The organism is Sphingomonas sp. KR3-1, assembly GCF_040049295.1.
Lineage (GTDB): Bacteria > Pseudomonadota > Alphaproteobacteria > Sphingomonadales > Sphingomonadaceae > Sphingomonas.
In genome coordinates this window covers 853189-876030 of record NZ_JBDZDQ010000001.1, presented here as the reverse complement: position 1 = coordinate 876030, position 22842 = coordinate 853189, and the positions used below count along the sequence as shown (strand labels likewise).

The following is a 22842-nucleotide window of genomic DNA, read 5'->3' as shown; positions in this document are numbered from 1 at the left end:
CCGCAGGCGAAACAAGAGAGGCTCGACATGGAAAACCACCGCGCGACCACGATCCTGCCGTGCAACGACCTGGCGGCGAGCCTGGCCTTTTACGAGCGGCTGGGCTTCCGGCTGACCAGCGATCACGGCGACTACAAGATCCTGGAAGACGGCAAGGGCTGGCACCTGCACCTGAACAAGGCAGTGCTCGGCTGGCTGGTGCCGGGGCACAATCCGTTCGGCATCTATCTCTACACCGACGATGTCGACGGGGTGGCCGCAGGCGTGCGCGAGCTGATCCTCGAGCCGGAAGGGCCGAGTCTCAAGCCCTGGGGCTGCTACGAGTTTGCGCTGAGCGATCCCGACGGGACCCTGGTGCGGATCGGCCGCATTGCGGGCTGAGATCGCGCAATTGCTGGCGATGGCGGACACGGCGGTGCGCCAGCGCCAGTACGGCCAGGCGCTGCCGATGCTGAGCCGCGCGCTGGCGCTCGATGTCGAGGGCGTCGCGCCGGCCTATGCGCGGCTGCTGGCGGGGATGGCGCTCACCGGCTGGCCCGAGCAGCTCGAAGCGGACCTGGTTACCTGCCTGCACGCCGGATCGGTCGACCCGCAGACGCTCGCGCGGACGGCGGCACGCATGCTGCTGGTGAAATACCCCACGCTGGTGGTGGCGGAGGATGCGCTGTGGGCGGCATTCCTCACCCGCTGCATCAATGTCGATCCGGCGATGGAGGCGCGGCTGGTCTGGCTGGCGGGGCAGGCACTGCCCGCCGGGCTGCGCGAGGCGCTGGCGGTGCAGGCGTTCGCGAGTGAGTATGTGTGGGGCGGAGAGGGGCTGGGGGTTCCGCTTGCGGGGGCGGCCGAGATCGAAGCGGAGCGGAAGCTCGCTGAGAATATACCCTCTCTTTTACCCCGGCCTTCGCCGGGAAAAGAGGAGGGGAAAGATCGCGTCGTTTCCGAAGCCGTGCGCGCCCAGTACGAAACCAATCCCTATCCCCGCTGGCGCGCGCCGCCGGTGCCGCATCCGGTATCGATAGCGCAGCATCTCGCGGCGCTCGGTGCGCCGCAGGCCGAGCCGCTCGAAATCCTCGTCGCCGGCTGCGGCACCGGGTTCGAGCCGATCGACATGGCGCGGATGGATCCGTTGCTCGCGATCACCGCGCTTGATCTCAGCGCAGCCAGCCTCGCCTATGGCCAGCGCATGGCGAGCCGGCTCGGCGTGGACAATGTCCGCTTCGTCCAGGGCGATATCCTCGACGTCGCGCAGCTCGGCCAGCGCTTCAACCTGATCAGCAGCACCGGCGTGCTCCACCATATGGAGCGGCCCGACGAGGGGCTCGCGGCGCTTACCGGCGCGCTGGCGCCCGGCGGGGTGCTGCGCATCGCGCTCTACAGCGAGCGGGCGCGCGCCTGGGTGGCCGAGGCGCATCGCGCGATCGCCGCCCAGGGCTGGGACATCCGCACCTTCCGTGCGCACGTGCTGTCGCTGCCCGCAGACGCGCCGCTCGCGCGCCTCCGCGAAAGCGACGATTTCTATACGACGAGCGGCTGCCGCGACCTGTGCTTCCACGTTCGCGAGCATTGGTATCGCCTGCCGGCGATCGGGGAGATGCTGGCGGTGGCGGGGCTGGACTTGCTGATGCTCGATGCGCCGCCCGAGGCGGAGGCGCGTTTCGCCGCGATGCATGGCGATGCGGACCGGCATGACCTCGCGCTATGGGATGCGGTCGAGGCAGCGCATCCGCATCTGTTTGCGGGAATGTTCCACCTGTGGGCGCGCAAGGCCTAATAGCCCTCTTCCCTCCGGGAGAGGGAGAAGGAGGTTCACCCGTCGATCGGCAGCGGGGCGTCGGGCGAGACCAGGCCGTCCGTGCGCAGCTCGCGCCAGAAGTCGGCCGGGATGGCTTCGCTCAGCGCGGCATGGTCCTCGGCCAGCCGGCTCGGCTTGCTCGCCCCCGGGATCACCGCGGCGACGGCAGGATTGGCGAGCGAGAATTGCAGCCCCGCCGCCTTCATGCTCACGCCGTGGCGGTCCGCGATCGCCTTGATCCGCGCGACCTTGTCGAGCATCGCCTGCGGGGCCGGCGCATATTCGAAATGCGCGCCGCCGACGAGCACGCCCGAGCTGTAGGGCCCGCCGACGACGATGCCGAGGCCGCGCTCGGCGACCTTGGGCATCAGCCGCTGCAGCGCGCGGTCGTGATCGAGCAGCGTATAGCGCCCGGCGAGCAGGAAGCCGTCGGGCCGCGGCTCGTCGAGATCGAGCAGCAGCTCGCATGCCTCGACCTTGTTCACGCCCAGGCCCCAGGCCTTGATCACGCCTTCGTCGCGCAGCTTGTCGAGCGTGCGGAAGGCGCCCTTGCGCGCCTCGGCGAAGCGATCGACCCATTCGTCGCGGTAGAAATCCTGCGCCAGGTCGTGGACGAAGACGATCTCGACATGATCGGTCCTGAGCCGCTTCAGGCTGCCCTCGATCGCGCGCATCGTGCCGTCGGACGAATAGTCGTTGACCACCTTGTTGGCGCGGCCGTGCGCGAAGACTCCGGCTTTCTCGCCCTGGTCGCGTGCGCTGATATCCTCCAGCTCGTCGAGGATGACGCGGCCGACCTTGGTGCTGATCACATAGTCTTCGCGCGGGCGCCCGGCCAGCACCTCGCCCAGGCGGATCTCGGCCAGGCCGGCGCCGTAGAGCGGGGCGGTGTCGAAATAGCGGATGCCCTGGTCCCAGGCGGCATCGACGGTGGCGCGGGCCTCTTCCTCGGGGATGTCGCGGAACATGTTGCCGAGCGGCGCGGTGCCGAAGCCCAGCTTGCCGGGAAGGATGTCCTTGATCGCCATGTCGCTCGCTCCGTGTTCAGCCTTGCCGGCAGATAGGAAGGCGCGCCGGCGGGCGGAAGACCCGGACGGGTAGGCTCAGATCAGCCCGAACGGTACCACCCGGTTGAGGCGGACATGGCCGATCTCGGCGCGGCCGAGATAGGGCACGCCCATGTCGCGGCACCAGCGCACGATCATCTCGTCGATCGTCTCGCCGAAGCTGTAATTGCCGCCGGCCTCGCCATTGTCCTTGACCGCGCTGACCGCGCCCAGCCGCACCCCCGCCACGCCCTTGAGCTGGGTGGCGTGCGCCATCTGGAACAGCATCCGGTCGATCCGGTAGAGCGGCTCGTCGACTTCCTCGACATAGAGGACATGGTCGGTCAGGTCGGGCAGGTATTTGGTGCCGATCAGCGCGTTGAGGATCGACAGGTTGAACGCCGCGGCAGGGCGGCCGTCGGCCAGCGCCGGCTCGAGCCCGCGCTTGTCGCCGTCGATCAGCCAGCCGAGCACCCAGCCTTCGGAAATGCCCTCGTCCTTGAGGCCGAGCCCCGACGACATCGAGCCGTGCGCCTGGCGGCCGACTCGCGCGGCGTAGAGCGCGCCGAGCATGAAGCCCATGTCCGAGAAGCCGATATAGGTCTTGTGGCGGGCCGAGGGGCCGAGCTGCGGCATCACCATGTCGAGGATGCGGTTCGAGCCATAGCCGCCGCGCGCGAACCAGATCGCGTCGAAGCTCGGATCATTGGCATATTCGAGGAAGGCTGCGGCGCGCTGCTCGTCGGTGCCGGCGAAATGGCCCCATTCGAGATAGCATTGCGGGTGGAACACGATCTCGTGCTCGGGATAGGTCAGTGCCATGAACGCCGAGAGCCGCAGCGAGGATTCCCTGCTGACGGTCCGTGCCGGTGCCACCACTCCAATGCGCATGCCTTGCCCCTTCGCTTCGAATTTCCGATAGCGCGAGCATATGGAGCATCGCAAACCTTACTTCTTCGTCGGCATCGGCGGCTCGGGGATGATGCCGCTGGCGATGATCCTGGCGGGGCAGGGCGCCACCGTGGCGGGATCGGATCGCAGCCTCGATTCGGGCCGGCTGCCGGCCAAGTTCGATTTCCTCAAGTCGAGCGGCATCGGCCTGTTCCCGCAGGACGGCAGCGGAATCACCTCGAGCGAGCAGATCGTCGTCGCCTCCGCCGCGATCGAGGAGACCGTGCCCGATGCGCGCCGCGCGACCGAGCTCGGCAATGTGCGGATGACGCGAGCGGAGCTGAATGCCGCGCTGTTCAACGCCTCCCCGGCCTCGATCGGCGTGGCGGGGACGAGCGGCAAGTCGACCGTGACGGGCATGATCGGCTGGATCCTCCACGCGCTCGGCGGCGACCCCACGGTGATGAACGGCGCGGTGATGAAGAACTTCGTCACCCCGGACGCACCCTTCGCCACCGCGCTGGTCGGGAAGGGCAGCGCCTATGTCAGCGAAGTCGACGAGAGCGACGGCTCGATCGCGCTCTATCGTCCGCAAGTGGCGGTGCTCAACAATGTCAGCCTCGACCATTTGCCGATGGACAGGCTGATCGAGCTGTTCGGCGCCTTCATCGCGCGATCGGCCCGGGCCGTGATCAACCTCGACAATGGCGAGGGCGCGCTGCTCGCGGCGACGATGCCGCGCGACCGGCTGGTGACCTTCGCGATCGGCAGCCCCGCCGACCTGACCGCGATCAACCTGCGCGAGCAGCGCTACGGCATCTCCTTCGAGCTGGCGCGCGAAGGCGAGGCCTCGATCCCGGTGACGCTGCAGGTGCCGGGCCGGCACAATGTCTCGAATGCCCTGGCGGCGATCGGCGCGGCGGTGGCGGCGGGGATCGCGATCGAGGATGCGGCGCAGGCAATCCAGGGTTTCCGGGGCCTCAAGCGCCGCTTCGAGCTGATCGGCGAAGTGAACGGCATCGCCGTGATCGACGATTTCGGGCACAACCCGGACAAGATCGCCGCGACGCTCGATACGCTCCACGCGTTCGAGGGGCGGCTGCTGCTGATGTTCCAGCCGCATGGCTATGGCCCGCTCAAGGTGATGCGCAGCGAGCTGGTCGCGATGTTCGCCGAGAAGATGGGCCCAGACGACCTGCTCGTGCTTCCCGATCCGGTCTATCAGGGCGGCACCACCAGCCGCGAAGTGACCAGCGCGGACATCGTTGCCGATATCGCCGCTGCCGGACGCAACGCGCTGCACATTCCCGAGCGCGAGGCAGCGGCGGCGCACCTGGTCGCCACCGCCCGGCCGGGCGACCGGATCGTGCTGATGGGCGCGCGCGACGATACGCTCAGCCAGCTCGCGGCGGAGATGCTCGCGCGGCTAGCGCATTAAAAATTGGCAATATTTCAGGATGTCTGCGGAAAACCGTAGACATTGCGCGTGAAGATGCCAGCATCCCACCGGGATTCCGGAGAGCACGCCATGCCCATGCGCTTGCTGCAGCCACTCTATTGCCTGTTCGGCCGTCACCGCCGCAGCCGCGGCCGTGCCTGGGACGACGGCATGACCTATCGATCCTGGTGCGAGGGATGCGGCAAGCCGATGTTCCGCGACCTGCATGGCTGGCACCTCGATTCCGATCTTGAGGCCGATCCCGAGGCAAAGCTCGATTAGCATTTGGTCTGGTTTGCTTTCCGATATGGAAAGCACAATTGACACTGCATGTTTTGTGGCGTAAAGCTCGCTTTACAAACTGCAAAGGATGCTACTCATGGCAATGAACCGCGCCCAGAAACGCTATACGGTGTCGGTGACCCTGCTGATGATCGGCTATGCCCTGATCCTGGTCGGCGTCGTCGCCTATCACAACCATCACCCGCTGCACGGGCCGCTCGGCTATGTCGCCGGGCTGCTGCCGGCCTTCCCGGTCATCGGGGTGTTCTTCGTCCTTGGCCGTTACCTGATCGAGGAGCGCGACGAATATCTGCGCATGCAGGTCACGCGGCAGGCGCTGATTGCCACCGGCTTCGCGATGAGCATCGCGACGGCATGGGGCTTCCTCGAGAATTTCGACCTCGTGCCGCATGTCTATGCCTATTACGCCGCGATCCTGTGGTTCGCCGGGCTGGGCCTCGGCGCCTGCGTCAACAAGTTCGCGGCGGCCGGGGACGGGGCATGATCAACCGCCTCCGCGTGCTGCGCGCCGAGCGCGCCTGGAGCCAGCAGGACCTGGCCGAACGGCTCGAGGTCTCGCGCCAGAGCGTCAACGCCATCGAGACTGGCCGCTACGATCCGTCGCTGCCGCTCGCCTTCAAGATCGCCGACCTGTTCGGCCTGGCCATCGAAGACATCTTCACCAATCCCGCCAAGGAGCCCAAGCAATGATCCGTCGCCTCGCCTTCGCGCTGCTCGCCACCGCCAGCATCCCGATGATCGTCGATTTCCCCGCCGCGCATGCCGCCGCCGCATCCGCCCAGACGACCCTCATCCAGATGGACCACATCTCGGTGCAGGTGATCGGCAAGGGCAGCCCGGTGATCCTGATCCCCGGCCTTTCCAGCCCGCGCGCGGTGTGGGACGGCGTCGCGCCCGAGCTTGCCAAGGGGCACAGCGTCTATCTCGTCCAGGTCAACGGCTTTGGCGGCGACGCGCCCGGCGCCAACCTCCAGCCCGGCATCCTCGACGGCATGGTCGCCGATCTCCACAAGCTGATCGCGGACCGAAAGCTCGGCCGCCCGGCGGTGGTCGGCCATTCGCTCGGCGGGCTGGTGACGCTGATGCTCGCCAGGGTGCATCCCGGCGATGTCGGCAAGGCGCTGATCGTCGATGCGCTGCCCTTTGTCGGCTCGGCCTTCTTCCCGGGATCGACGGTGGAGTCGGTGAAGCCCCAGGCCGAGGCGATGCGGGCCCAGATGGCCGGGCTCTACGGCCAGCCCTTCCCCGCGGCAGTCGGCCAGGCGATCGCCCGCCAGAACGCGCTCAAGCCGGAGTCGCAGGCCAAGGTGGCGGCCTGGTCGGCGCAGGCGGACATGCGCGTCTCGGGCCAGGCGATCTATGAGGATCTGCAGACCGATCTGCGCCCGCAGCTCAAGGATATCGCCACGCCGATCACGGTGCTCGTGCCCTGGACCGCGATGCGCGGCGGCGAGGCGGCGGTGCTGCCGCTCTACAAGGGTGAATATGCCGGTGCGCCGCATGTGACGGTGATCGGGGTGGGCGATAGCGGGCACTTCATCATGCTCGACCAGCCGGCGGCATTCCAGGCCGCGCTGACCGCGTTCCTCGCCGGCTGAGTCCTCAAAAAGAAGGGCCCGGGAACTGCTCCCGGGCCCAGTTCTGCTCACATCTGTTATCTGGGGATCAGTAGGTCCCGGAGAAGCTCCGGTTCAGGTTCCGGTCGCGATTCCAGTCCTGGTCTTCGCGCCCGCCGAACAGCGCGCCCGAGCGCTCCTCGTCCTTCCACGCCGCCTTTGCTTCGTCGGCGGTCTTGCGCAGCGTCACCTTGTCGTCGACCGACTGGATCCAGCGCGACGGGATCGAATGGTGATGGCCGCCGGCATCGCTGTCGCCCTTGGTCAGGAGGATGCGGTCGCCGCGGATCTTGTCGACCGTGCCGACATGGCTGCCGTCCGACCCGACCACTTCCATATGCTCGCCCACCCGGCGCAGGCCCTCGCGCTGGCCCTGGCGATCGGTGCGCCAGTTGTTGAACTCGCTCTCGAAGCGCTGGCGGTTCTCGCGGCGATATTCGTCATAGTCGTTGTCCAGCTCGGCGATCCGCTCGCGGCGCCAGCTGCCATAATGCTCGTCCGGCCCCTGGGCGAAGCGGTCCTCGCGCGCCTGGCGGGCATCGTAGCGCATGTCCTCCTCGCGACGGCGCTCGGCCTCGCGGTCGCCGAACCAGGAGCGAACCTCGTCGCCGGCGCGATCGAGGAAGCCGCGGTCCGCGTCAGGACCACGGTCATAGCCGCCGCGATTTCCACCGCCATAGCTGCGGTTATATTCGCCGCGCGGGCTTTCCCAACTATTGCGATCGGGGCGATAATCGCGGCTGCCGCGATCCCAGTCAGTGCCATAGCCGCCCTGGCCGTAGCTGCCGCGGCCATAGCCGGACGTGCCGTAGCCAGAAGTGCCGCCATAGTCGCCGCGATAGCCACGGCCCTGGCCGATCTCGCCGGCAGCGGCATATTCGCGGGCGCTCGAATAATGTTCGCCGCCGGCCCGGCGCACGCCGCTGACCTGATACTGGTCCTCGGGGCCGAAATAGCGGGGGTCACCGTAGCGGTCGTTCATGGAATCCTTCTCCAATGCCGAGTTTTCGAGGGGCTGAATTGATGGCGATTCAGCGGATAACGGGCAGGATTGGTTCCGGAAAAAGCGGGGCTTTTCAGCACCGTTCGCCGCGCAGACGACGCGTTTTGCCGCGCAGGTTTCAAGCCGGTTGCATTGGGGATCGCGCGCCGCTAATGGAGCGCCTCTCCGGGGCTCCCGGAGACCGGCGGCGGGGCTGTAGCTCAGATGGGAGAGCGCTGCAATCGCACTGCAGAGGTCAGGGGTTCGATTCCCCTCAGCTCCACCACCGCCCCTTCAAAATGCATCAGGAAATAGCGGCTTGTCCCGAGCCAGGCACTCTGATCGATGTGCCGATGTGTTTGACATTGGGTAATTCCAGGCAGAGATTCGCGGCTCGGCACGAGGGCGACGCGATATGCCAAAATATCTGATCTGGGCGTTGCCTCTTCTTCTGGCGGGCTGCGGCAGCGGCGGAAACGGGGCTGTTTCGCCGGCGCCCACCCCAGCTCCAACCACAACGCCCACACCCACCGCGAACGTCGCGCCAGCCTTTACCTCGCCGGCGACTGCAACCGTGATGGAAGGCACAAAACTCGCCTATCAAGCCACGGCGGTAGATGCGAACGGGGACCCGATCACTTTCTATGTCTGGGGAGGGGCGGATGCCCGCTCTTTCACGATTTCCCCGACAGGCACGCTAAACTTTACCGCCCCTCCCTATACCTTGACCAACGATGCCAATGGCGACCACGTCTACGAGGTCCAGCTGCGCGCGAGCGACGGAAATCTGGCGAGCCTTCTCGACCTTCGCGTGACGGTAGCCACGCCGCCGAGAGATATTCGCTTGCGGCGCATCGCCAGCGGAATCTACACGCCGCATTTTTATGCGCCCTATCCGCCCGCCGACAATAGCCGGTTCCTGGTGGGAACGCGCCGCGGGCAGGTCTTCCTGCAATCTGTAGCCGGTGGCGGTGGCGAATTTGATGGCGTGCCCTGGGGCTCGGGAGGGGGCAACGAAGAGACGGGCCTGCTGGCGGTTGCCGCGCTGCCCGGCTCGCGGCTGCTCCTGGTTCACCATACGCTCGACGATTACACGTCCGAAGTCATCGAGTTCAATATCGATACCCGCGTGCACCGGCGCCTCCTGCTGCTGCCGCATCGGACGAACAGCACCATGAATTTCGGCGGGTGGATGGCGTTCGGCCCGGATGGGTATTTGTACCTGGCAACCGGAGACGGCGGCGGAACGGGCGATCCGGACAATAATGCGCAGAACCCCAGCAGCTTGCTGGGCAAGATACTTCGCATCAAGGTCGATCGGACATCGGGAACCACCGTCTTCGCGCCGGCGCCGGGCAACCCGTATATCGGCGGTGGCGGCAATCCGCTGGTCTTTGCCATGGGGCTGCAGAATCCGCGCCGGGCGAGTTTCGACGGCAACCGGCTGATCATCGTCGACGTCGGCCAGAGCAATACGGACGAAATTGACCTGATGCCGCTCGATCAGCCAGGTCTGAACTTCGGCTGGCCTTATCTCGAGGGCACGACGCCCTATCGCGGCAGCGCGCCGGCCGGCCTGACCGCGCCGGTATTCCTGTATCCGCACAGCGCCGGGCCGCGGGTGCCCAACTCGACCGTTGGATCGATGCTCGGCGGATATGTGTATCACGGGCCGATCGCCGCGCTCCAGGGGCAGTACATCTTCGGCGACTATCTGTTCGGCAACATCTACACGATCCCGGCCTCTGCCTTGGTCCAGGGACAGATTTCCACGTTCGCAAGCGCTCAAAATCGTACCGCCGCCTTCACCCCCCTGCTGGGTAATGGCGATATCGAGCAGATTTCGTCCTTCGGCATGGACGACAGCGGCCACTTCTTCATCATCGACTTCATGACGAGCGGCAGTTACCTGGCTGGCGAGGTCTTTTTGGTCGAACCAGGCTGATCCCAGCCCGAGCCGGGGCCCCCGGCGCTAGCCGTGCCGATTCGCGTCCTTGTCCGCAAATTGCGCAATTTCCGGAACCATATCCCGCGTCCCGGCGTTGCGCCGGGCGGCGTCTTCGGCGCCGATCACTGTTGCGACACCCGGATGCTGTTGGAATAAGGCGGCGAATTCAGGGGTTTGCCTTAGAAGACGGGATTGAATGGTTCAACGGTCCGGTGCGAAGGTCGAGGTGCTGCTGTCCGGTGCGCTTGCCATCCTGCGCGCGGCGCCGTTCGGTGCCTGCCGTGAAGATACACCGCCGCAACAACTAGGCCCTAGGCATGCGGGTTGGCCATGCCCCAGCCTGAAGCCGTCAAGATCCTCGTCGTCGACGATGTCGAGAAGAACCTGATCGCGATGGACGCGTTGCTGCGCCGCAAGGGGATCGAGATCCTCAAGGCGTCGTCGGGCACCGCCGCGCTCGAATTGCTGCTTCAGCACGATATCGCGCTTGCGCTGCTCGACGTGCAGATGCCGGGCATGGACGGCTTCGAGCTCGCCGAGCTGATGCGCGGCACCGAGCGGACGCGGCGCGTGCCGATCATCTTCCTCACCGCGGTGGCGACCGACGAGCGGCGGCGCTTCCGGGGCTATGAGACCGGCGCGGTCGACTATCTGTTCAAGCCGGTCGACCCGCAGATCGTCAGCAACAAGGTCGATATCTTCGTCGAGCTCGCGCGCCAGCGGCTCGAGATCGCGCGCCAGCGCGACCAGCTCGCCGCGGCGCTCGGCCGCATCCAGGCGCATAGCGACAACAGCCCGCTCGCCATCGTCGAGTTCGATGCGGCGTTGCGGGTGATCGGCTGGACCGCCGGCGCGGACCGGCTGTTCGGCTGGTCGGCGATCGAGATGACCGGCCGGCGCGCCGCCGATCTCGGCTGGTGCGACGGGGTGACCGGCGCGGCGCTGGAGACGGTGCTGCGCGACATGGTCGAGGGGCATGAGCTGCGCCGGGTCGAGACGATCCGGGCCACGGCCAAAGGCGGCGCGGCGCTCGACTGCGAATGTTATTGCTCGGCGCTGTTCGAGGGCGAGCGGCTCGTCTCGGTGAGCGTCCAGATCCTCGACGTCACCGAGCGCAAGCGCGCCGAGGCCACCCAGCGGCTGCTGATCGGCGAGCTCAACCACCGGGTGAAGAACACGCTCGCCTCGGTCCAGGCGATCGCGACGCAGACGCTGCGCCACGCCGCCGAACCGGCCGAATTCGCGCCGACCTTCATCGGGCGGATCCATGCGCTTGCCCGCGCCCACTCGCTGCTCAGCGCGACGACCTGGCAGGGCGCGCGGCTGCGCGAGCTGATCGAGGGCCAGCTCCAGCTCGGCACGATCGACCCGGCGCGGCTGAGCTTCAGCGGCCCGGAGATCGAGCTGTCGCCCGAGCCGGCGCTGCACCTCGCGCTCGTGCTCCACGAGCTTTCCACCAACGCCAACAAATATGGCGCGCTCTCGAACGAGGCCGGGCGGGTGCGGCTGGTGTGGCGGTTGAAGGGCGGCAAGCTCGAGCTCGAATGGACCGAGACCGGCGGCCCGGCGGTGGGCGAGCCGACGCGCAAGGGCTTCGGCACCGCGCTGATCGAGCGCAGCCTCAAGGCCGAGGGGGGATCGGCGACCGCGCGCTTCGATGCGGGCGGCCTGCACTGGCTGCTCACCTTGCCGCATGCCGGCGGGGCAGGGCGCGCCGGCGATGCCGACCCCGATGCGGATGCGGGCGGCGACTGGGCACCGGCGGCGACTCCGGCACCCGCTGCGATCGCGGGAAAGCGCTTCGCGATCATCGAGGACGAGCCGCTGGTCGCGCTCGAGCTGATCGCGATCCTGGCCGATGCCGGGGTCGAGATCGTCGGGCCCGCGGCGACCGCCGAGCATGCCCAGGCGCTCGTCGAGAGCGGGCAGATCGACGGCGCGCTGCTCGACGGCAATCTCCAGGGCGCCAGCGTCGAGGCGATCGCACGGGCGCTCGAGGCGCACGGCGTGCCCTTCGCCTTTGTCAGCGGCTATGGCCGGGATCATCTGCCCGACGGGTTCGAGACTGTTCCAGCGATCGGCAAACCGTTCGACCCTGCCGAGATCGTCGCGATCGCCGGCGCGCTGGTGCGCGGCCGCGTCGCCGCCTAGAGGAAGGGCGCGGCGAGCACCATCAGCGCCGCGACCGGCACCACCGCGCGCGGCACCGCGGGGCGGTAGGTCAGCCCGAGCAGGAGGATCGCGCTGACGAACGGGACCAGCCCGAACCACAGCACCAGCGCCTGCCCGCCATCGCGTGCGAAGACAGCCAGTAGTGCGGAGAGTGCGACGAGACCCCAGCCCCAATATGCGGGCTGCCTGAGCGCCGCCAGCCGCGCCTGGCCGGCAAGCAGTGGCGCTTCGTGACGCGACATGCCGGCGGCGAGCGCGAACATGCCGAGATAGAGCAGCCCGGTGATCGCCAGCGTCATGCCGCCCGCCGCCTGCGCTCGGGGCGCTTCTTCGGGCCGCGGCGCTGCTGAGCCGCCAGCCAGCCGAGCGCCGCGGCAGTGACGAGCAGCACCAGCGACATCACGCTCGGCAGGAAGGGGAGCAGCGCGGCGATAGCGCAGGCGATAGCGGTTGCCCCGGTCAGGATCGGCCAGGACCAGCGCGGCGGCAGCGCGGCGCCGGCGACAAGCGCTGCGGCGGCGGTCCACAGCGCCACCGCGGTCTCAAGCCCGGCGCGATCCTCGATCCCGAGCGGCAGCAGCCGATTGGCGAGCAGATAGAGCGCGCAGCCGAGCGGCACCCCGCCGATCACCCCGGCATTCAGCCGCTCGACGATCCGGTTGCCGAGCGACAGCGGCGCGCGTTCGCGGCGCTTGACGATCCACAGCACCATGCCGGTGGCGATCGCCAGCGTGAGCATCAGCCCGCCGAGGAAATAGAGCCAGCGCGTCGCTACGGGCGCGAAGCGCGCCATGTGCAGCCCGTAGACGACGTTGTAGGTCTGCACCGCGCCGCGCTTCTCTACCCATTTGCTGAGCGGCTCGCCGGTCACGCCATCGAAGCTCATCTCGGCCATGTTGAAGCCGAGCTGATCGGCGTCGGAACGGAACACGCTCACCACCGCGGCCTTGTCGCCCGGATTGATCACATAGACGCGGCCGATCGTGCCGCCGAGCTCGCGCTGCGCCGCGCGCATCATCGGCGCAACCGGCGCGAGCGGGGCGGGGACATTGGCGCGGGCGCGCTCGGCAAGGCCCGGGGTGAGGTCGTGATACAGTGCGGCAAGATCGCTGCCGTAATTGGCGGTGAGCGCCCAGGGCATGCTCAGCGAGGCGAGGGTGACCAGCCCGGTAAAGGTGATCATCAGATGGAAGGGGGTGGCGAGCACGCCCAGCGCATTGTGCCCGTCGAGCCAGGAGCGCTGGCCCTTTGCCGGGCGGAAGGTGAAATAATCCTTGAAGATGCGCCGGTGCGCGATGATCCCGGTGATCAGCGCGACCAGCATCACCATCGCCGCGATCGAGGCGAGCAGCCGGCCCCAGGGATAGGGCAGCTCAAGCTCGAAATGCAGCCGGTAGAAGAACTCGCCGCCCAGCGTCTCGCGCGCGGCGGGCGCGCCGCTCACCGGATCGAGCGCGCGGAACAGGAAGGTGCCGCCGCTGTCATAGGCCGCCTCGGTGGTGTTCATCCGCGCATTGGGGACGTTGAGATACCAGCCGGTGGTGTCCTTGGCGTTCCTGCCCAGCCAGTCGGTCGCCGCCTGGATCGCATCGGCGGGATCGGCCTTGGCGCTGTTCTCCGGGCGCATCCACTGGCCGATCTCGGGCTTGAACACGCTGAGCGTGCCGGCCAGGCACATGACGAACAGCACCCAGCCGAGCAGCAGCCCCACCCAGCCGTGCAGCCAGGCCATGACCTGGCGAACGCCCTCGCGTATCGCGGCGCTCATGCCGGCATACCCGCGAGCCAGGCGATCGCGGCGAACAGGGCGCCGCACAGGATCACCCCGGCCCAAGCGCGCCACGGCCCGCGGGCAAGGAACGCCCACACCGTCACGCACGGCCCGAGCGCGAAGGCGAGCAACGTCGCCGGGATCGTCGCATCGGCCCTCGGCATCGGCAAGGTGCGGGCGAGCGCGGCGGCGAACAGCGCGGCGACTGCATAGGCCCCGAGCGTTCCCGCCACCACGCGCGCGCCGACATTGGCGCGATACCGCCAGCCCTGCCTCTGTTCTGCCGCCCCTGCCACGATCCTGATCTTAGTAGTTGAAGCTCAGCGCGCCGCTGACATTGCGCGGGGCGGCATAGTAGGCCTGGCCCCATATCAGGCCACCGAAATACTGGGCATTACCCACATTGCGGACATCGACCGAGGCGGGGCTCGGGGCGAGCATGGCACTGCCGAGCAGCGCGCTGCGGGACAAGGCTGTCATTACGGATCCCTTTGACGCGGACGGTTCGGGGCCGGATAGGGAGCATAGTATTGCGAGTCAATCGCATTAGCAAAAACGACCGCATGCGTATTTCGGCGCGCCACGACTTCGCTCCGGCGCAACTCGGCGGGAGTCCCGATTGCATAGCCTCTGGGTAGGAATAAGCTGGCGACTCGTTGAGCGTGCTTCCCCCGCCCCGCAGGGAGACAAACGAATGCCCGAGAATGGCCTCTTCGACTCGTCGATTCCGACCCTCACCATCTATGATCGTGCCGATCGCCCCGCGCGCAGCCTGCTTGCCCATGCCGGGCAGATCATCGAGCTGGGCGCCGGCGGTGGCGGGCGCAACCTGTGGGCCGCGCGGCTCGACGAGGCAGTGCGCCTCACCGAGCGGCCGGTGGTGCTGGTTGCCCACGGCATCGGCTGCTTCGCCGTCACCTGGTGGGCGCGGCTGTCGCCCGCTTCCTATGTCGAGAAGGTGGCCGGCGCCGTGTTCGTCCGGCCGCTGGGTTCGGCGGTGGCGGCCTCGCCCGAGCAGCTCTTCGCGGGGCCGCGACTGCGCATCGCCTTCCCCTCGATCCTGGCCGATACCGGCGCGGACGCGGCGGCGCTGGCGCGCGACTGGGGCAGCCGCTTCCTCGATTCGACGCGACTGCGCTCGATCAGCGACCTGATCGCCTCGCTGCGCAGCGAGCCCGAGGAAGCGCCCGCGGCCGAGCTGGTGCGGCTCGGGATCGCCGGCTGACGCACAAAGGACTCGCGTTCGGCCCGGTTCGCGTCTAGGGGCGGCGCTGCGCTGCCCCCGGGCAGCACTTCGCTATTTGGGGAGTAGCCAGCCGCGTTCGCGCGGGCTCCCGCGTCAACATACTTGGCCGAGAGGCCATGGCGCGGAAGGGACGGGAACACCGTTCGGGCGAGACCAATGGCGTCGCATCTCCGTCCTTGCCGGGCGGGGAGGTGCGATGTCGTTGATTTCGTTTCCGTCCGGCCCGGAGTTGTCCCTTGCTCGAAGCCATCTTCAGTTCCACCGCGCTGGTCGCGCTCGCCGAGATGGGCGACAAGACCCAGCTGCTCGCCATCCTGCTCGCCACCCGCTTCAAGAAGCCGGTGCCGATTGTCCTCGGCATCCTGGTGGCGACGCTCGCCAACCATTTCCTCGCCGCGCTGGTCGGCTCGGAAGCGGCGACGTTGCTCTCGGGCGCCTGGTTCCGCTACCTGATCGCTGCGTCGTTCATCGCCATGGGCCTGTGGACGCTGATCCCCGACAAGATCGACGACCTGCAGGACAAGCCCGCGCGCTTCGGCGCGTTCCTGACCACGGCGATCGCCTTCTTCCTGGTCGAGATGGGCGACAAGACCCAGATCGCCACGGTGGCGCTGGGCGCGCGCTTCCACAATGTCTGGGCGGTGACCGCGGGCACGACCATCGGCATGATGCTCGCCAATGTGCCGGCGGTGTTCCTGGGCAACGCGCTGCTGAAGCGGGTGCCGCTCAAGCTGGTGCACGGGATCGCGGCCGTGCTGTTCATCGTCGCGGGCGTCATGGTGCTCGCGGAGACTGCGGGCTGGTTCTGAGCTGTGCCAAGCCCTTCCCCTTCGGGGGAGGGGCCAGGCCGGTGCCTCAGATCTCGCCCATCTCGGCGGTGAAGGTGATGCGCAGCGCTTCGGAGAGGCTGCGCGCGCCCAGCTTCTGCATCAGATTGGCGCGGTGCACTTCCACGGTGCGCGGGCTGATGCCCAGGTCATAGGCGATGGTCTTGTTCGGATAGCCGGTGGCGAGGCCTTCCAGCACTTCGCGCTCGCGCATCGACAGGCTGGCGAGCAGCGCGCGCGCATCGTCGGTGCGCGATTCGCTGCTGGTCTCGGCCATGCGCTCGAACGCCTTGCCGATCGCGCACAGCAGGTGATCGGCCTCGAACGGCTTTTCGAGGAAGTCGACCGCGCCGGCGCGCATCGCCTTCACCGCGATCGAGACGTCGCCATGCCCGGTCAGCACGATCACCGGCATCTTGGCGCCGCGTGCGTTGAGCTGCTGCTGCACCGCCAGCCCGTCCATTTCGGGCATGCGAATGTCGAGCAGGATGCAACCGGGCTCGGCCGTGCGCAGATCGCGCAGGAACGCGGCGCCCGAGGGCCATGTGCGCACCGAATAACCCGTGGTCTGGAGCATGAACCCGATCGAGTTGCGGACGCTTTCCTCATCGTCGACGATATGCACCAGACGTCGGTCGTTCATGCGCACTGCCCTGTTCGATTGGTCGCCGGCGCGCGAATCGCACGGCAGATCATTGCAGCGGACTAGTCCCGCGGTTTGGGACTTTCACACCCGTGAAAATACAGTGGTTAACGGGGTGGAACGCGGAAGCGACGAAGTGCATTGGACTTTTTCAACATTCGTCATTATGTACCGGTCATTATGGAAATCACCGCCTGTCCCACTGCCAAAGGGCGCCCCCGCGAATTCGACACCGACTCGGCGTTGACCGCGGCGCTGCGCGTCTTCTGGAGCAAGGGCTATGAAGGCGCCTCGCTGACCGATCTCACCGAGGCGATGGGGATCACCCGGCCGAGCCTGTACGCAGCGTTCGGCAACAAGGAAGCGCTCTTCAAGAAGACGCTCGACCTCTACCAGCGCGAGAAGCTCGACTATATGAGCCGGGCGCTCGAGGCGCCAACGGCGCGCGGCGTGGCCGAGCGGCTGCTGGTCGGCGCGCTCGAGATGCAGATGAGCTCGTGCGATCCCAAGGGCTGCATGGGTGTGATCAACTCGGTGGCCTGCGGGTCCGAAGCCGAGTCGATCCGCGCGGAAGTGCTCAAGCGCGGCGCGGTCGTGAAGCAGGGGCTGATCGACCGGTTCGAGCGCGCCAGGGAAGAGGGCGACCTGCCCGCCGACACCGATGTGATCGGCCTCACCGCCTATCTGACCGCCTTGCTCCAGGGCATCGCGCTCCAGGCCGGCGGCGGCACCTCGTGCACCGATCTGCGCGCGCTGATCGATACCAGCCTTTCCTGCTGGCCGAGCAAGTAAGCGACATTATCGTCATCCCGGCTTTCGCCGGGATCTCGTGCGGCGCTTGTCCCGGGCCTTCGCCTGAGATCGCGGCTTTCGCCGAAACGATGGGTGGGGTTTCGAACTTTTTTCACCGCCATCTCGACAAAAAATACCGACCAGTATAAAAAGCCCTTGACGCAGCGCAGCACGGTTTCTATACCAGTCAGTATAGAAATGAGGGAAGCTGCCGAAGCGAGGATACGGAGCCTGGGGGCTTCGCCCGAAACTCCAGCAGCGCTGAATTAGAACAGGACCGAGCCGGAGCGCCGCAGACGACCTCGTCTGCGCGGCAGCCTCGTCTCGTGCCGGTTGGGGATGACCGGAAATGTCGGCGGAAACAGCTTCCGCGCGGCACGGGGAGGCTTTGCCTTCCGCCGGGCGATACGCAGGAGGAGACGATCATGGCCTATCTCAACTTTTCCGAGCTCCAGGGCAGCCCGGTCGCGACGCCCGCGGATGTGATGCCGGTCACCGGCTTCTCCGCACTCGAATGGCAGGTCGTCGCGATCGCGCAGCACGATCGTCTTGCCTCGTTGGAGAAACCCAGCCGCCTTTCGGTGGCGCTGGGCATGGTCTTCGGCGGTGAATCTCCCAACCCCAAGCTCGCGGACAACAAGCTGGAGGCGCTGCGTCGCGTCGCCGTGCTCGCCTGGCACAAGGGCTATGCCCTGCCGCGCCACGAGATCCGCGCCTTCCACGAAGCGGGCTTCACGCCCGACCAATATGAAACCCTGCTCGCCAGCATCAGCCGCGGCCGGGCAGCCCTCAACCAGGGAAAGCGATTCCAATGAACATGATCTCGCGCATCGAAACCGAGACGAACGACGTCTCCGCCCGCATCCGCCGCATGCCCTTGTGGCAGCGCGGCAGCCTGGTCGCGCTGCCGGTGGTGCTCGTCGCCGCCGGCCTCGGCATCGCCAGCAAGGATGCCCCCGCCGCAATGGCCGCGCCGCCGCCGCCGGTGGTCACCGTCGCCACCCCGCTGGTCCGCGACATCAACGAGTGGGACGATTATGTCGGCCGCTTCGAGCCGAGCCGCGCGGTCGAGGTGCGTCCGCGCGTCTCGGGCGCGATCACCGGCGTCCACTTCACCGACGGCGCGATCGTTAAGCAGGGCCAGCTGCTCTTCTCGATCGACGCGCGCCCGTTCACCGCGGCGCTCGCCGAGGCCCGTGCCGGCCTGGCCAGCGCCGAGAGCGACCTCGCGCTCGCCCGCTCCGATCTCGACCGTGCCCAGCGGCTCGTCGCGGTCGAGGCGGTGTCGAAGAGCGATGTCGAGCGGCTCCAGGCCCGCGTCCGCGCTGCCGGCGCCGCGGTCTCGGCCGCCCAGGCCCGGGTGCGCAGCCGCGCGCTCGACGTCGAGTTCACCCAGGTCCGCGCGCCGATCTCGGGCCGGATCTCGGACCGCCGCGTCGATCCGGGCAACCTGGTCGCCGCCGGCGAAGGGCAGGGCGGCTCGCTGCTGACCACGATCAACGCGCTCGACCCGATCTACTTCACCTTTGACGGGTCGGAGGCGCTGTTCCTCAAGACCAAGCGCGCGAAGGAAGCGGGCGCCCAGTCCTCGCCGGTGGAGATCCGCCTGCAGGACGAGACCGAGTATAAGTGGCAGGGCAAGCTCGACTTCACCGACAACGGCCTCGATCCCAAGTCGGGGACGATCCGTGGCCGCGCGGTGCTGAGCAATCCGGGGCTGTTCCTTACACCCGGCATGTTCGGCAACATGCGGCTCTCGGCCGGCGGCACCGCCACGGCACTGATGGTTCCCGACAGCGCGATCCAGACCGACCAGGCGCGCAAGCTCGTGCTCACCGTCGGCAAGGACGGCACCGTCGCGTCCAAGCCGGTGGTGCTCGGCCCCGTCGTCGACGGCCTGCGCGTCGTCCGCTCCGGCCTCACCGCGCAGGACCGCGTGGTGATCTCGGGCACCCAGTTCGCCCAGCCGGGCGGCAAGGTCGATCCGAAGCCGGGCAAGATCGCGCCCGCCGCAACCAATCAGGCGCCGGCCCTCACGGCGCCGGTAACGGGCGAAGCAACCTTCGCTCGTTGACCGTCAGCCGCCGGCTCTCCCCAGGGGCCGGCGGCTGACACCCCTTTTCGAACTCATTTGACGAGGAGTGGCCCGATGCGCCTCTCACGCTTCTTCATCACGCGCCCGATCTTCGCGGCGGTCATCGCGGTGATCATCACGATCATCGGCGCGATCGCCTATCTGGCGCTGCCGGTTTCGCAATATCCCGACATCGTCCCGCCGACGGTGACGGTCACCGCCTCCTATCCCGGCGCCTCGGCCGAGACCGTCGCCGAGACCGTCGCCGCGCCGATCGAGCAGGAGATCAACGGCGTCGACGACATGCTCTACCAGTCGTCGCAATCGACCGGTGACGGCAACGTCACGATCACCGTCACCTTCAAGTCCGGCACCAATCTCGATGCCGCGCAGGTGCTGGTGCAGAACCGCGTCGCCGTCGCCATCCCGCGCCTGCCCGAGACGGTGCAGCGCCTCGGCGTCGTCACGCGCAAGACCACGCCGGACTTCCTGCTGGTGGTGAACCTGATCTCGCCCGACAACTCGGTCGATCGCGAGTACATCTCCAACTACGCGCTGACCCAGGTGAAGGACCGCCTCGCCCGTGTCGACGGCGTCGGCGATGTCCGCATGTTCGGCGCGCGCGACTATGCGATGCGCGTGTGGATCGATCCGGGCCGCGCCGCTGCGCTCAACCTGACCGCGGGCGATATCGTCTCCGCGCTACGCGCCCAGAACGTCCAGGTCGCTGCCGGCACGCTCGGCCAGGCGGGCGCGACGCCGACCGGCAATGCCTTCCAGCTCAACATCGAGACGCAGGGCCGCCTGAAGAGCCCGGCCGAGTTCGGCCAGGTCGTGATCCGCACCGACGCCGATGGCCATCAGGTGCGCGTGAGCGACGTGGCGCGCGTCGAGCTGGGTGCGGCGGACTATTCGTCCAACACCTATCTCTCCAACCAGCCGACCGTGATCCTCGCCGTCTTCCAGCGCCCGGGCTCGAACGCGCTCGCCGCTGCCAATGCGGTGCAGGACCAGCTCAAGGCGATGTCCAAGAACTTCCCCAAGGGCCTGGAATATCGCGTCATCTATAACCCGACCGAGTTCATCGCCCAGTCGATCGACGCGGTCTATCACACGCTGGGCGAGGCGATCCTGCTCGTCGTGCTCGTCGTCATCGTCTTCCTCCAGAAGTGGCGCGCGGCGATCATCCCGGTGCTCGCCATCCCCGTCTCGCTGATCGGCACGATGGCGGTGCTGCTGCCGCTCGGCTATTCGCTCAACAACCTCTCGCTGTTCGGCCTGGTGCTGGCGATCGGCATCGTCGTCGACGACGCGATCGTCGTGGTCGAGAATGTCGAGCGCAACCTCGCGCGGGGGATGACCCCGCTGGAGGCGGCCAAGACCTCGATGGACGAAGTGTCGGGCGCGCTGATGGCGATCGTGCTGGTGCTGCTCGCGGTGTTCCTGCCGACCTTGTTCCTCAACGGCCTGTCGGGCGCCTTCTACAAGCAGTTCGCCGTGACGATCTCGGCGGCGACGGCGATCTCGCTGCTCGTCTCGCTGACGCTGTCGCCCGCCATGGCCGCGCTGCTGCTCCAGCATCATGAGGGCGAGCCCAAGGGGCCTGTCGGCCGGCTCGTCCGCCGCGGCGCCGATGCGTTCAACAACGGCTTCGAGCGGCTGAGCGTCGGTTATGCCAAGCTCACCCGCGTGCTGGTCACCCGGCCGAAGCGGATGATGGTCACCTATGTCGGCCTGATCGCCGCGACGGTGGGCATGTTCTGGGTCACGCCGGTCGGCTTCATCCCGCAGCAGGACCAGGGCTATTTCCTCACCGTCATCCAGCTGCCGCCGGGCTCGTCGCTCGAGCGGACGGACGAGGTGATGCGCAAGGTCGTTGCCCGTATCCTGCCGATCCCGGGCGTGAAGGGCTCGGTGATGCTCGCTGGCTTCGACGGCCCGTCGCAGACGCTCGCCCCGAACTCGGCCGCCGCCTATGTGCCGCTGCTCTCGTTCGAGGAGCGTGCCAAGCTCGGCGTCAGCATTGGCGATATCATGAACGAGGCCCGCAAGCGCACCGCCGACATCAACGAGGCTATGCTGCTCGTGGTGCCGCCGCCCGTCATCCAGGGTATCGGCTCGGCCGGTGGCTACCGGATGATGGTCGAGGACCGCGGCGAACATGGCTATGACGAGCTCGGCAAGACCGCGTTCGGGCTGATCGGCCAAGCCAACCAGACCCCGGGGCTGAAGCAGATCTACACCTTCTTCAACACCGCCACGCCGCGCGTCTTCGCCGATATCGACCGCCGCAAGGCTGACATGCTCGGCGTGCCGCCGGAGCGGGTTTTCGAGGCGCTCAACGTCTATCTCGGCTCGGCCTTCGTGAACGACTTCAACATGCTCGGCCGCACCTACCGGGTGACCGCGCAGGCTGACGCGCCGTTCCGCGCCACGGAGGCGGACATCGCCAACCTCAAGACCCGCTCGAACAGCGGCGCAATGGTGCCGATCGGCTCGGTCTCGACCTTCGAGAACAAGACCGGCCCGTACCGCGTGACGCGCTACAATCTGTTCCCGGCGGTGGAAGTCGATGGCGACACTGCCCCCGGCTACAGCTCGGGTGCCTCGCTCGACACGATGGAAGCGCTCGCGAGCAAGCTGCCTGCCGGGTACGCCGGCGAGTGGACCGGCATCGCCTATCAGCAAAAGGCGGCCGGCAGCACGGCCGGGCTGGTCTTCGCGCTGGCGGTGGTGTTCGTCTTCCTAGTGCTGGCGGCGCAATATGAGAGCCTGACCATGCCGCTGGCGATCATCCTGATCGTGCCGATGTGTCTGCTCGCGGCCATGGCCGGGGTGAATTTGCGGGGCATGGACAACAACGTCCTCACCCAGATCGGCCTGGTCGTGCTGATCGCGCTCGCTGCGAAGAACGCGATCCTCGTGGTCGAGTTCGCCAAGCAGGCGGAAGACCGTGACGGCCTGTCGCCGGTGGAAGCCGCGGTACGTGCCGCGCGCGACCGCCTGCGGCCGATCCTGATGACCTCGTTCGCCTTCATCCTCGGCGCCGTGCCGCTGCTGATCGCGAGCGGCGCGGGTGCGGAGCTCCGCCAGGCGCTCGGCACCGCGGTGTTCTTCGGGATGATGGGCGTGACTGCCTTCGGCCTGCTGTTCACGCCGACCTTCTACGTCGTCTGCCGCGGGTTGGGAGACCGCATCGCGCGCCTCCGTTCGCGGAAGGCGACCGACGAGGGTCATGCGGGCGCGCTGCAGCCGGCGGAATAACCAATGACGTCGCCCTCACCCTTCCGGCGCCTTCGGC

23 protein-coding genes, 1 tRNA gene and 1 riboswitch are annotated in these 22842 nt (G+C 67.6%); of the genes, 16 read left to right on the top strand and 8 right to left on the bottom strand.

Features of this window, described 5'->3' with window-relative positions; translation table 11 throughout:
* Window positions 1–27 precede the first annotated feature (27 nt).
* Together ABLE38_RS04470 and ABLE38_RS04465 are read left to right on the top strand one after the other, a co-directional pair.
* Window positions 28–381, top strand: coding sequence for a VOC family protein (locus tag ABLE38_RS04470; RefSeq protein WP_348972954.1), 354 nt, complete (start codon window positions 28–30; stop codon window positions 379–381).
* Window positions 371–1771, top strand: a complete 1401-nt coding sequence (locus ABLE38_RS04465; RefSeq protein WP_348972953.1) for a class I SAM-dependent methyltransferase — start codon at window positions 371–373, stop codon at window positions 1769–1771. The genes ABLE38_RS04470 and ABLE38_RS04465 overlap by 11 nt, the downstream gene beginning before the upstream one ends.
* 35 nt (window positions 1772–1806) lie before the next feature.
* On the opposite strand, the gene ABLE38_RS04460 is transcribed toward ABLE38_RS04465, so the two are convergent.
* Entirely contained in the window at window positions 1807–2820 is a 1014-nt protein-coding gene (locus tag ABLE38_RS04460) for an aldo/keto reductase (RefSeq protein ID WP_348972952.1), read from the bottom strand.
* 75 nt (window positions 2821–2895) lie between these two features.
* On the bottom strand, window positions 2896–3729 hold the full coding sequence (locus tag ABLE38_RS04455) for an LD-carboxypeptidase (RefSeq protein WP_348972951.1): 834 nt from the start codon (window positions 3727–3729) through the stop codon (window positions 2896–2898).
* Between the two features lie 40 nt (window positions 3730–3769).
* Between ABLE38_RS04455 and ABLE38_RS04450 the strand changes: the two genes are divergently transcribed.
* The 5 genes from ABLE38_RS04450 to ABLE38_RS04430 all read left to right on the top strand — a co-directional run bounded on the left by ABLE38_RS04450 (window position 3770) and on the right by ABLE38_RS04430 (window position 7068).
* A complete protein-coding gene (locus ABLE38_RS04450) occupies window positions 3770–5167 on the top strand; it encodes a Mur ligase family protein (RefSeq protein WP_348972950.1) in 1398 nt (465 codons plus the stop codon).
* Between the two features lie 90 nt (window positions 5168–5257).
* Window positions 5258–5449, top strand: a complete 192-nt coding sequence (locus ABLE38_RS04445; protein ID WP_348972949.1) for a hypothetical protein — start codon at window positions 5258–5260, stop codon at window positions 5447–5449.
* A gap of 97 nt (window positions 5450–5546) precedes the next feature.
* Complete coding sequence (locus tag ABLE38_RS04440) at window positions 5547–5954, top strand: hypothetical protein (protein ID WP_348972948.1); 408 nt, start codon at window positions 5547–5549, stop codon at window positions 5952–5954.
* Window positions 5951–6160 (top strand): helix-turn-helix transcriptional regulator, encoded by a 210-nt coding sequence (locus tag ABLE38_RS04435; RefSeq protein ID WP_348972947.1) that lies wholly within the window; start codon window positions 5951–5953, stop codon window positions 6158–6160. Before ABLE38_RS04440 ends, ABLE38_RS04435 begins: the two co-directional genes overlap by 4 nt.
* Entirely contained in the window at window positions 6157–7068 is a 912-nt protein-coding gene (locus ABLE38_RS04430) for an alpha/beta hydrolase (protein WP_348972946.1), read from the top strand. The genes ABLE38_RS04435 and ABLE38_RS04430 overlap by 4 nt, the downstream gene beginning before the upstream one ends.
* Before the next feature lie 67 nt (window positions 7069–7135).
* Here ABLE38_RS04430 and ABLE38_RS04425 read toward each other — a convergent pair whose 3' ends face one another.
* Window positions 7136–8068 (bottom strand): DUF2171 domain-containing protein, encoded by a 933-nt coding sequence (locus ABLE38_RS04425; protein ID WP_348972945.1) that lies wholly within the window; start codon window positions 8066–8068, stop codon window positions 7136–7138.
* Between the two features lie 210 nt (window positions 8069–8278).
* On the opposite strand from ABLE38_RS04425, the gene ABLE38_RS04420 reads away from it, so the two are divergent.
* From ABLE38_RS04420 to ABLE38_RS04410, 3 genes are all read left to right on the top strand, one after another.
* Window positions 8279–8354, top strand: a tRNA-Ala gene (locus ABLE38_RS04420).
* A 129-nt stretch (window positions 8355–8483) separates the two neighbouring features.
* A complete protein-coding gene (locus tag ABLE38_RS04415) occupies window positions 8484–10013 on the top strand; it encodes a PQQ-dependent sugar dehydrogenase (RefSeq protein ID WP_348972944.1) in 1530 nt (509 codons plus the stop codon).
* Between the two features lie 333 nt (window positions 10014–10346).
* Complete coding sequence (locus ABLE38_RS04410) at window positions 10347–12167, top strand: response regulator (RefSeq protein ID WP_348972943.1); 1821 nt, start codon at window positions 10347–10349, stop codon at window positions 12165–12167.
* Here the strand turns inward: ABLE38_RS04410 and ABLE38_RS04405 are convergent.
* The 4 genes from ABLE38_RS04405 to ABLE38_RS04390 are packed head-to-tail and all read right to left on the bottom strand — an operon-like array spanning window position 12164 to window position 14439.
* Window positions 12164–12487: a DUF3325 domain-containing protein gene (locus tag ABLE38_RS04405; protein WP_348972942.1), complete on the bottom strand. Its 324-nt coding sequence runs from the start codon at window positions 12485–12487 to the stop codon at window positions 12164–12166. The two genes, ABLE38_RS04410 and ABLE38_RS04405, sit on opposite strands and share 4 nt — an antisense overlap.
* On the bottom strand, window positions 12484–13956 hold the full coding sequence (locus tag ABLE38_RS04400; protein ID WP_348972941.1) for a PepSY-associated TM helix domain-containing protein: 1473 nt from the start codon (window positions 13954–13956) through the stop codon (window positions 12484–12486). Before ABLE38_RS04400 ends, ABLE38_RS04405 begins: the two co-directional genes overlap by 4 nt.
* A complete protein-coding gene (locus ABLE38_RS04395) occupies window positions 13953–14255 on the bottom strand; it encodes a DUF3649 domain-containing protein (RefSeq protein WP_348972940.1) in 303 nt (100 codons plus the stop codon). Before ABLE38_RS04395 ends, ABLE38_RS04400 begins: the two co-directional genes overlap by 4 nt.
* Before the next feature lie 10 nt (window positions 14256–14265).
* A complete protein-coding gene (locus ABLE38_RS04390; RefSeq protein ID WP_348972939.1) occupies window positions 14266–14439 on the bottom strand; it encodes a hypothetical protein in 174 nt (57 codons plus the stop codon).
* A 214-nt stretch (window positions 14440–14653) separates the two neighbouring features.
* Here ABLE38_RS04390 and ABLE38_RS04385 point away from each other — a divergent pair, with 214 nt between their 5' ends.
* Entirely contained in the window at window positions 14654–15184 is a 531-nt protein-coding gene (locus ABLE38_RS04385) for an alpha/beta hydrolase (RefSeq protein ID WP_348972938.1), read from the top strand.
* 66 nt (window positions 15185–15250) lie between these two features.
* Window positions 15251–15425: riboswitch (yybP-ykoY riboswitch) on the top strand.
* A gap of 16 nt (window positions 15426–15441) precedes the next feature.
* Complete coding sequence (locus tag ABLE38_RS04380) at window positions 15442–16014, top strand: TMEM165/GDT1 family protein (RefSeq protein WP_348972937.1); 573 nt, start codon at window positions 15442–15444, stop codon at window positions 16012–16014.
* 46 nt (window positions 16015–16060) lie between these two features.
* Here the strand turns inward: ABLE38_RS04380 and ABLE38_RS04375 are convergent, their stop codons facing one another.
* The gene (locus ABLE38_RS04375; protein WP_348972936.1) at window positions 16061–16675 is read right to left on the bottom strand and encodes a response regulator; all 615 of its coding nucleotides are present in this window, start codon (window positions 16673–16675) and stop codon (window positions 16061–16063) included.
* 180 nt (window positions 16676–16855) lie between these two features.
* On the opposite strand from ABLE38_RS04375, the gene ABLE38_RS04370 reads away from it, so the two are divergent.
* The 4 genes from ABLE38_RS04370 to ABLE38_RS04355 all read left to right on the top strand — a co-directional run bounded on the left by ABLE38_RS04370 (window position 16856) and on the right by ABLE38_RS04355 (window position 22805).
* Window positions 16856–17467, top strand: coding sequence for a TetR/AcrR family transcriptional regulator (locus tag ABLE38_RS04370; RefSeq protein ID WP_348972935.1), 612 nt, complete (start codon window positions 16856–16858; stop codon window positions 17465–17467).
* 425 nt (window positions 17468–17892) lie between these two features.
* Window positions 17893–18282 carry a hypothetical protein gene (locus tag ABLE38_RS04365; protein ID WP_348972934.1) on the top strand — a complete coding sequence of 130 codons (390 nt, stop codon included), beginning with the start codon at window positions 17893–17895 and terminating at the stop codon, window positions 18280–18282.
* Window positions 18279–19541 (top strand): efflux RND transporter periplasmic adaptor subunit, encoded by a 1263-nt coding sequence (locus ABLE38_RS04360; protein ID WP_348972933.1) that lies wholly within the window; start codon window positions 18279–18281, stop codon window positions 19539–19541. The genes ABLE38_RS04365 and ABLE38_RS04360 overlap by 4 nt, the downstream gene beginning before the upstream one ends.
* A gap of 75 nt (window positions 19542–19616) precedes the next feature.
* Complete coding sequence (locus tag ABLE38_RS04355; protein WP_348972932.1) at window positions 19617–22805, top strand: multidrug efflux RND transporter permease subunit; 3189 nt, start codon at window positions 19617–19619, stop codon at window positions 22803–22805.
* Window positions 22806–22842 lie beyond the last annotated feature (37 nt).

Bases quoted from the DNA above. Each gene is read 5' to 3' on its own strand.
- ABLE38_RS04470 (WP_348972954.1), top strand. From the start codon at position 28: ATGGAAAACCACCGCGCGACCACGATCCTGCCGTGCAACGACCTGGCG.
- ABLE38_RS04460 (WP_348972952.1), bottom strand. From the start codon at position 2,820: ATGGCGATCAAGGACATCCTTCCCGGCAAGCTGGGCTTCGGCACCGCG.
- ABLE38_RS04455 (WP_348972951.1), bottom strand. From the start codon at position 3,729: ATGCGCATTGGAGTGGTGGCACCGGCACGGACCGTCAGCAGGGAATCC.
- ABLE38_RS04450 (WP_348972950.1), top strand. From the start codon at position 3,770: ATGGAGCATCGCAAACCTTACTTCTTCGTCGGCATCGGCGGCTCGGGG.
- ABLE38_RS04445 (WP_348972949.1), top strand. From the start codon at position 5,258: ATGCCCATGCGCTTGCTGCAGCCACTCTATTGCCTGTTCGGCCGTCAC.
- ABLE38_RS04440 (WP_348972948.1), top strand. From the start codon at position 5,547: ATGGCAATGAACCGCGCCCAGAAACGCTATACGGTGTCGGTGACCCTG.
- ABLE38_RS04435 (WP_348972947.1), top strand. From the start codon at position 5,951: ATGATCAACCGCCTCCGCGTGCTGCGCGCCGAGCGCGCCTGGAGCCAG.
- ABLE38_RS04430 (WP_348972946.1), top strand. From the start codon at position 6,157: ATGATCCGTCGCCTCGCCTTCGCGCTGCTCGCCACCGCCAGCATCCCG.
- ABLE38_RS04425 (WP_348972945.1), bottom strand. From the start codon at position 8,068: ATGAACGACCGCTACGGTGACCCCCGCTATTTCGGCCCCGAGGACCAG.
- ABLE38_RS04415 (WP_348972944.1), top strand. From the start codon at position 8,484: ATGCCAAAATATCTGATCTGGGCGTTGCCTCTTCTTCTGGCGGGCTGC.
- ABLE38_RS04410 (WP_348972943.1), top strand. From the start codon at position 10,347: ATGCCCCAGCCTGAAGCCGTCAAGATCCTCGTCGTCGACGATGTCGAG.
- ABLE38_RS04405 (WP_348972942.1), bottom strand. From the start codon at position 12,487: ATGACGCTGGCGATCACCGGGCTGCTCTATCTCGGCATGTTCGCGCTC.
- ABLE38_RS04400 (WP_348972941.1), bottom strand. From the start codon at position 13,956: ATGAGCGCCGCGATACGCGAGGGCGTTCGCCAGGTCATGGCCTGGCTG.
- ABLE38_RS04390 (WP_348972939.1), bottom strand. From the start codon at position 14,439: ATGACAGCCTTGTCCCGCAGCGCGCTGCTCGGCAGTGCCATGCTCGCC.
- ABLE38_RS04385 (WP_348972938.1), top strand. From the start codon at position 14,654: ATGCCCGAGAATGGCCTCTTCGACTCGTCGATTCCGACCCTCACCATC.
- ABLE38_RS04375 (WP_348972936.1), bottom strand. From the start codon at position 16,675: ATGAACGACCGACGTCTGGTGCATATCGTCGACGATGAGGAAAGCGTC.
- ABLE38_RS04370 (WP_348972935.1), top strand. From the start codon at position 16,856: ATGGAAATCACCGCCTGTCCCACTGCCAAAGGGCGCCCCCGCGAATTC.
- ABLE38_RS04365 (WP_348972934.1), top strand. From the start codon at position 17,893: ATGGCCTATCTCAACTTTTCCGAGCTCCAGGGCAGCCCGGTCGCGACG.
- ABLE38_RS04360 (WP_348972933.1), top strand. From the start codon at position 18,279: ATGAACATGATCTCGCGCATCGAAACCGAGACGAACGACGTCTCCGCC.
- ABLE38_RS04355 (WP_348972932.1), top strand. From the start codon at position 19,617: ATGCGCCTCTCACGCTTCTTCATCACGCGCCCGATCTTCGCGGCGGTC.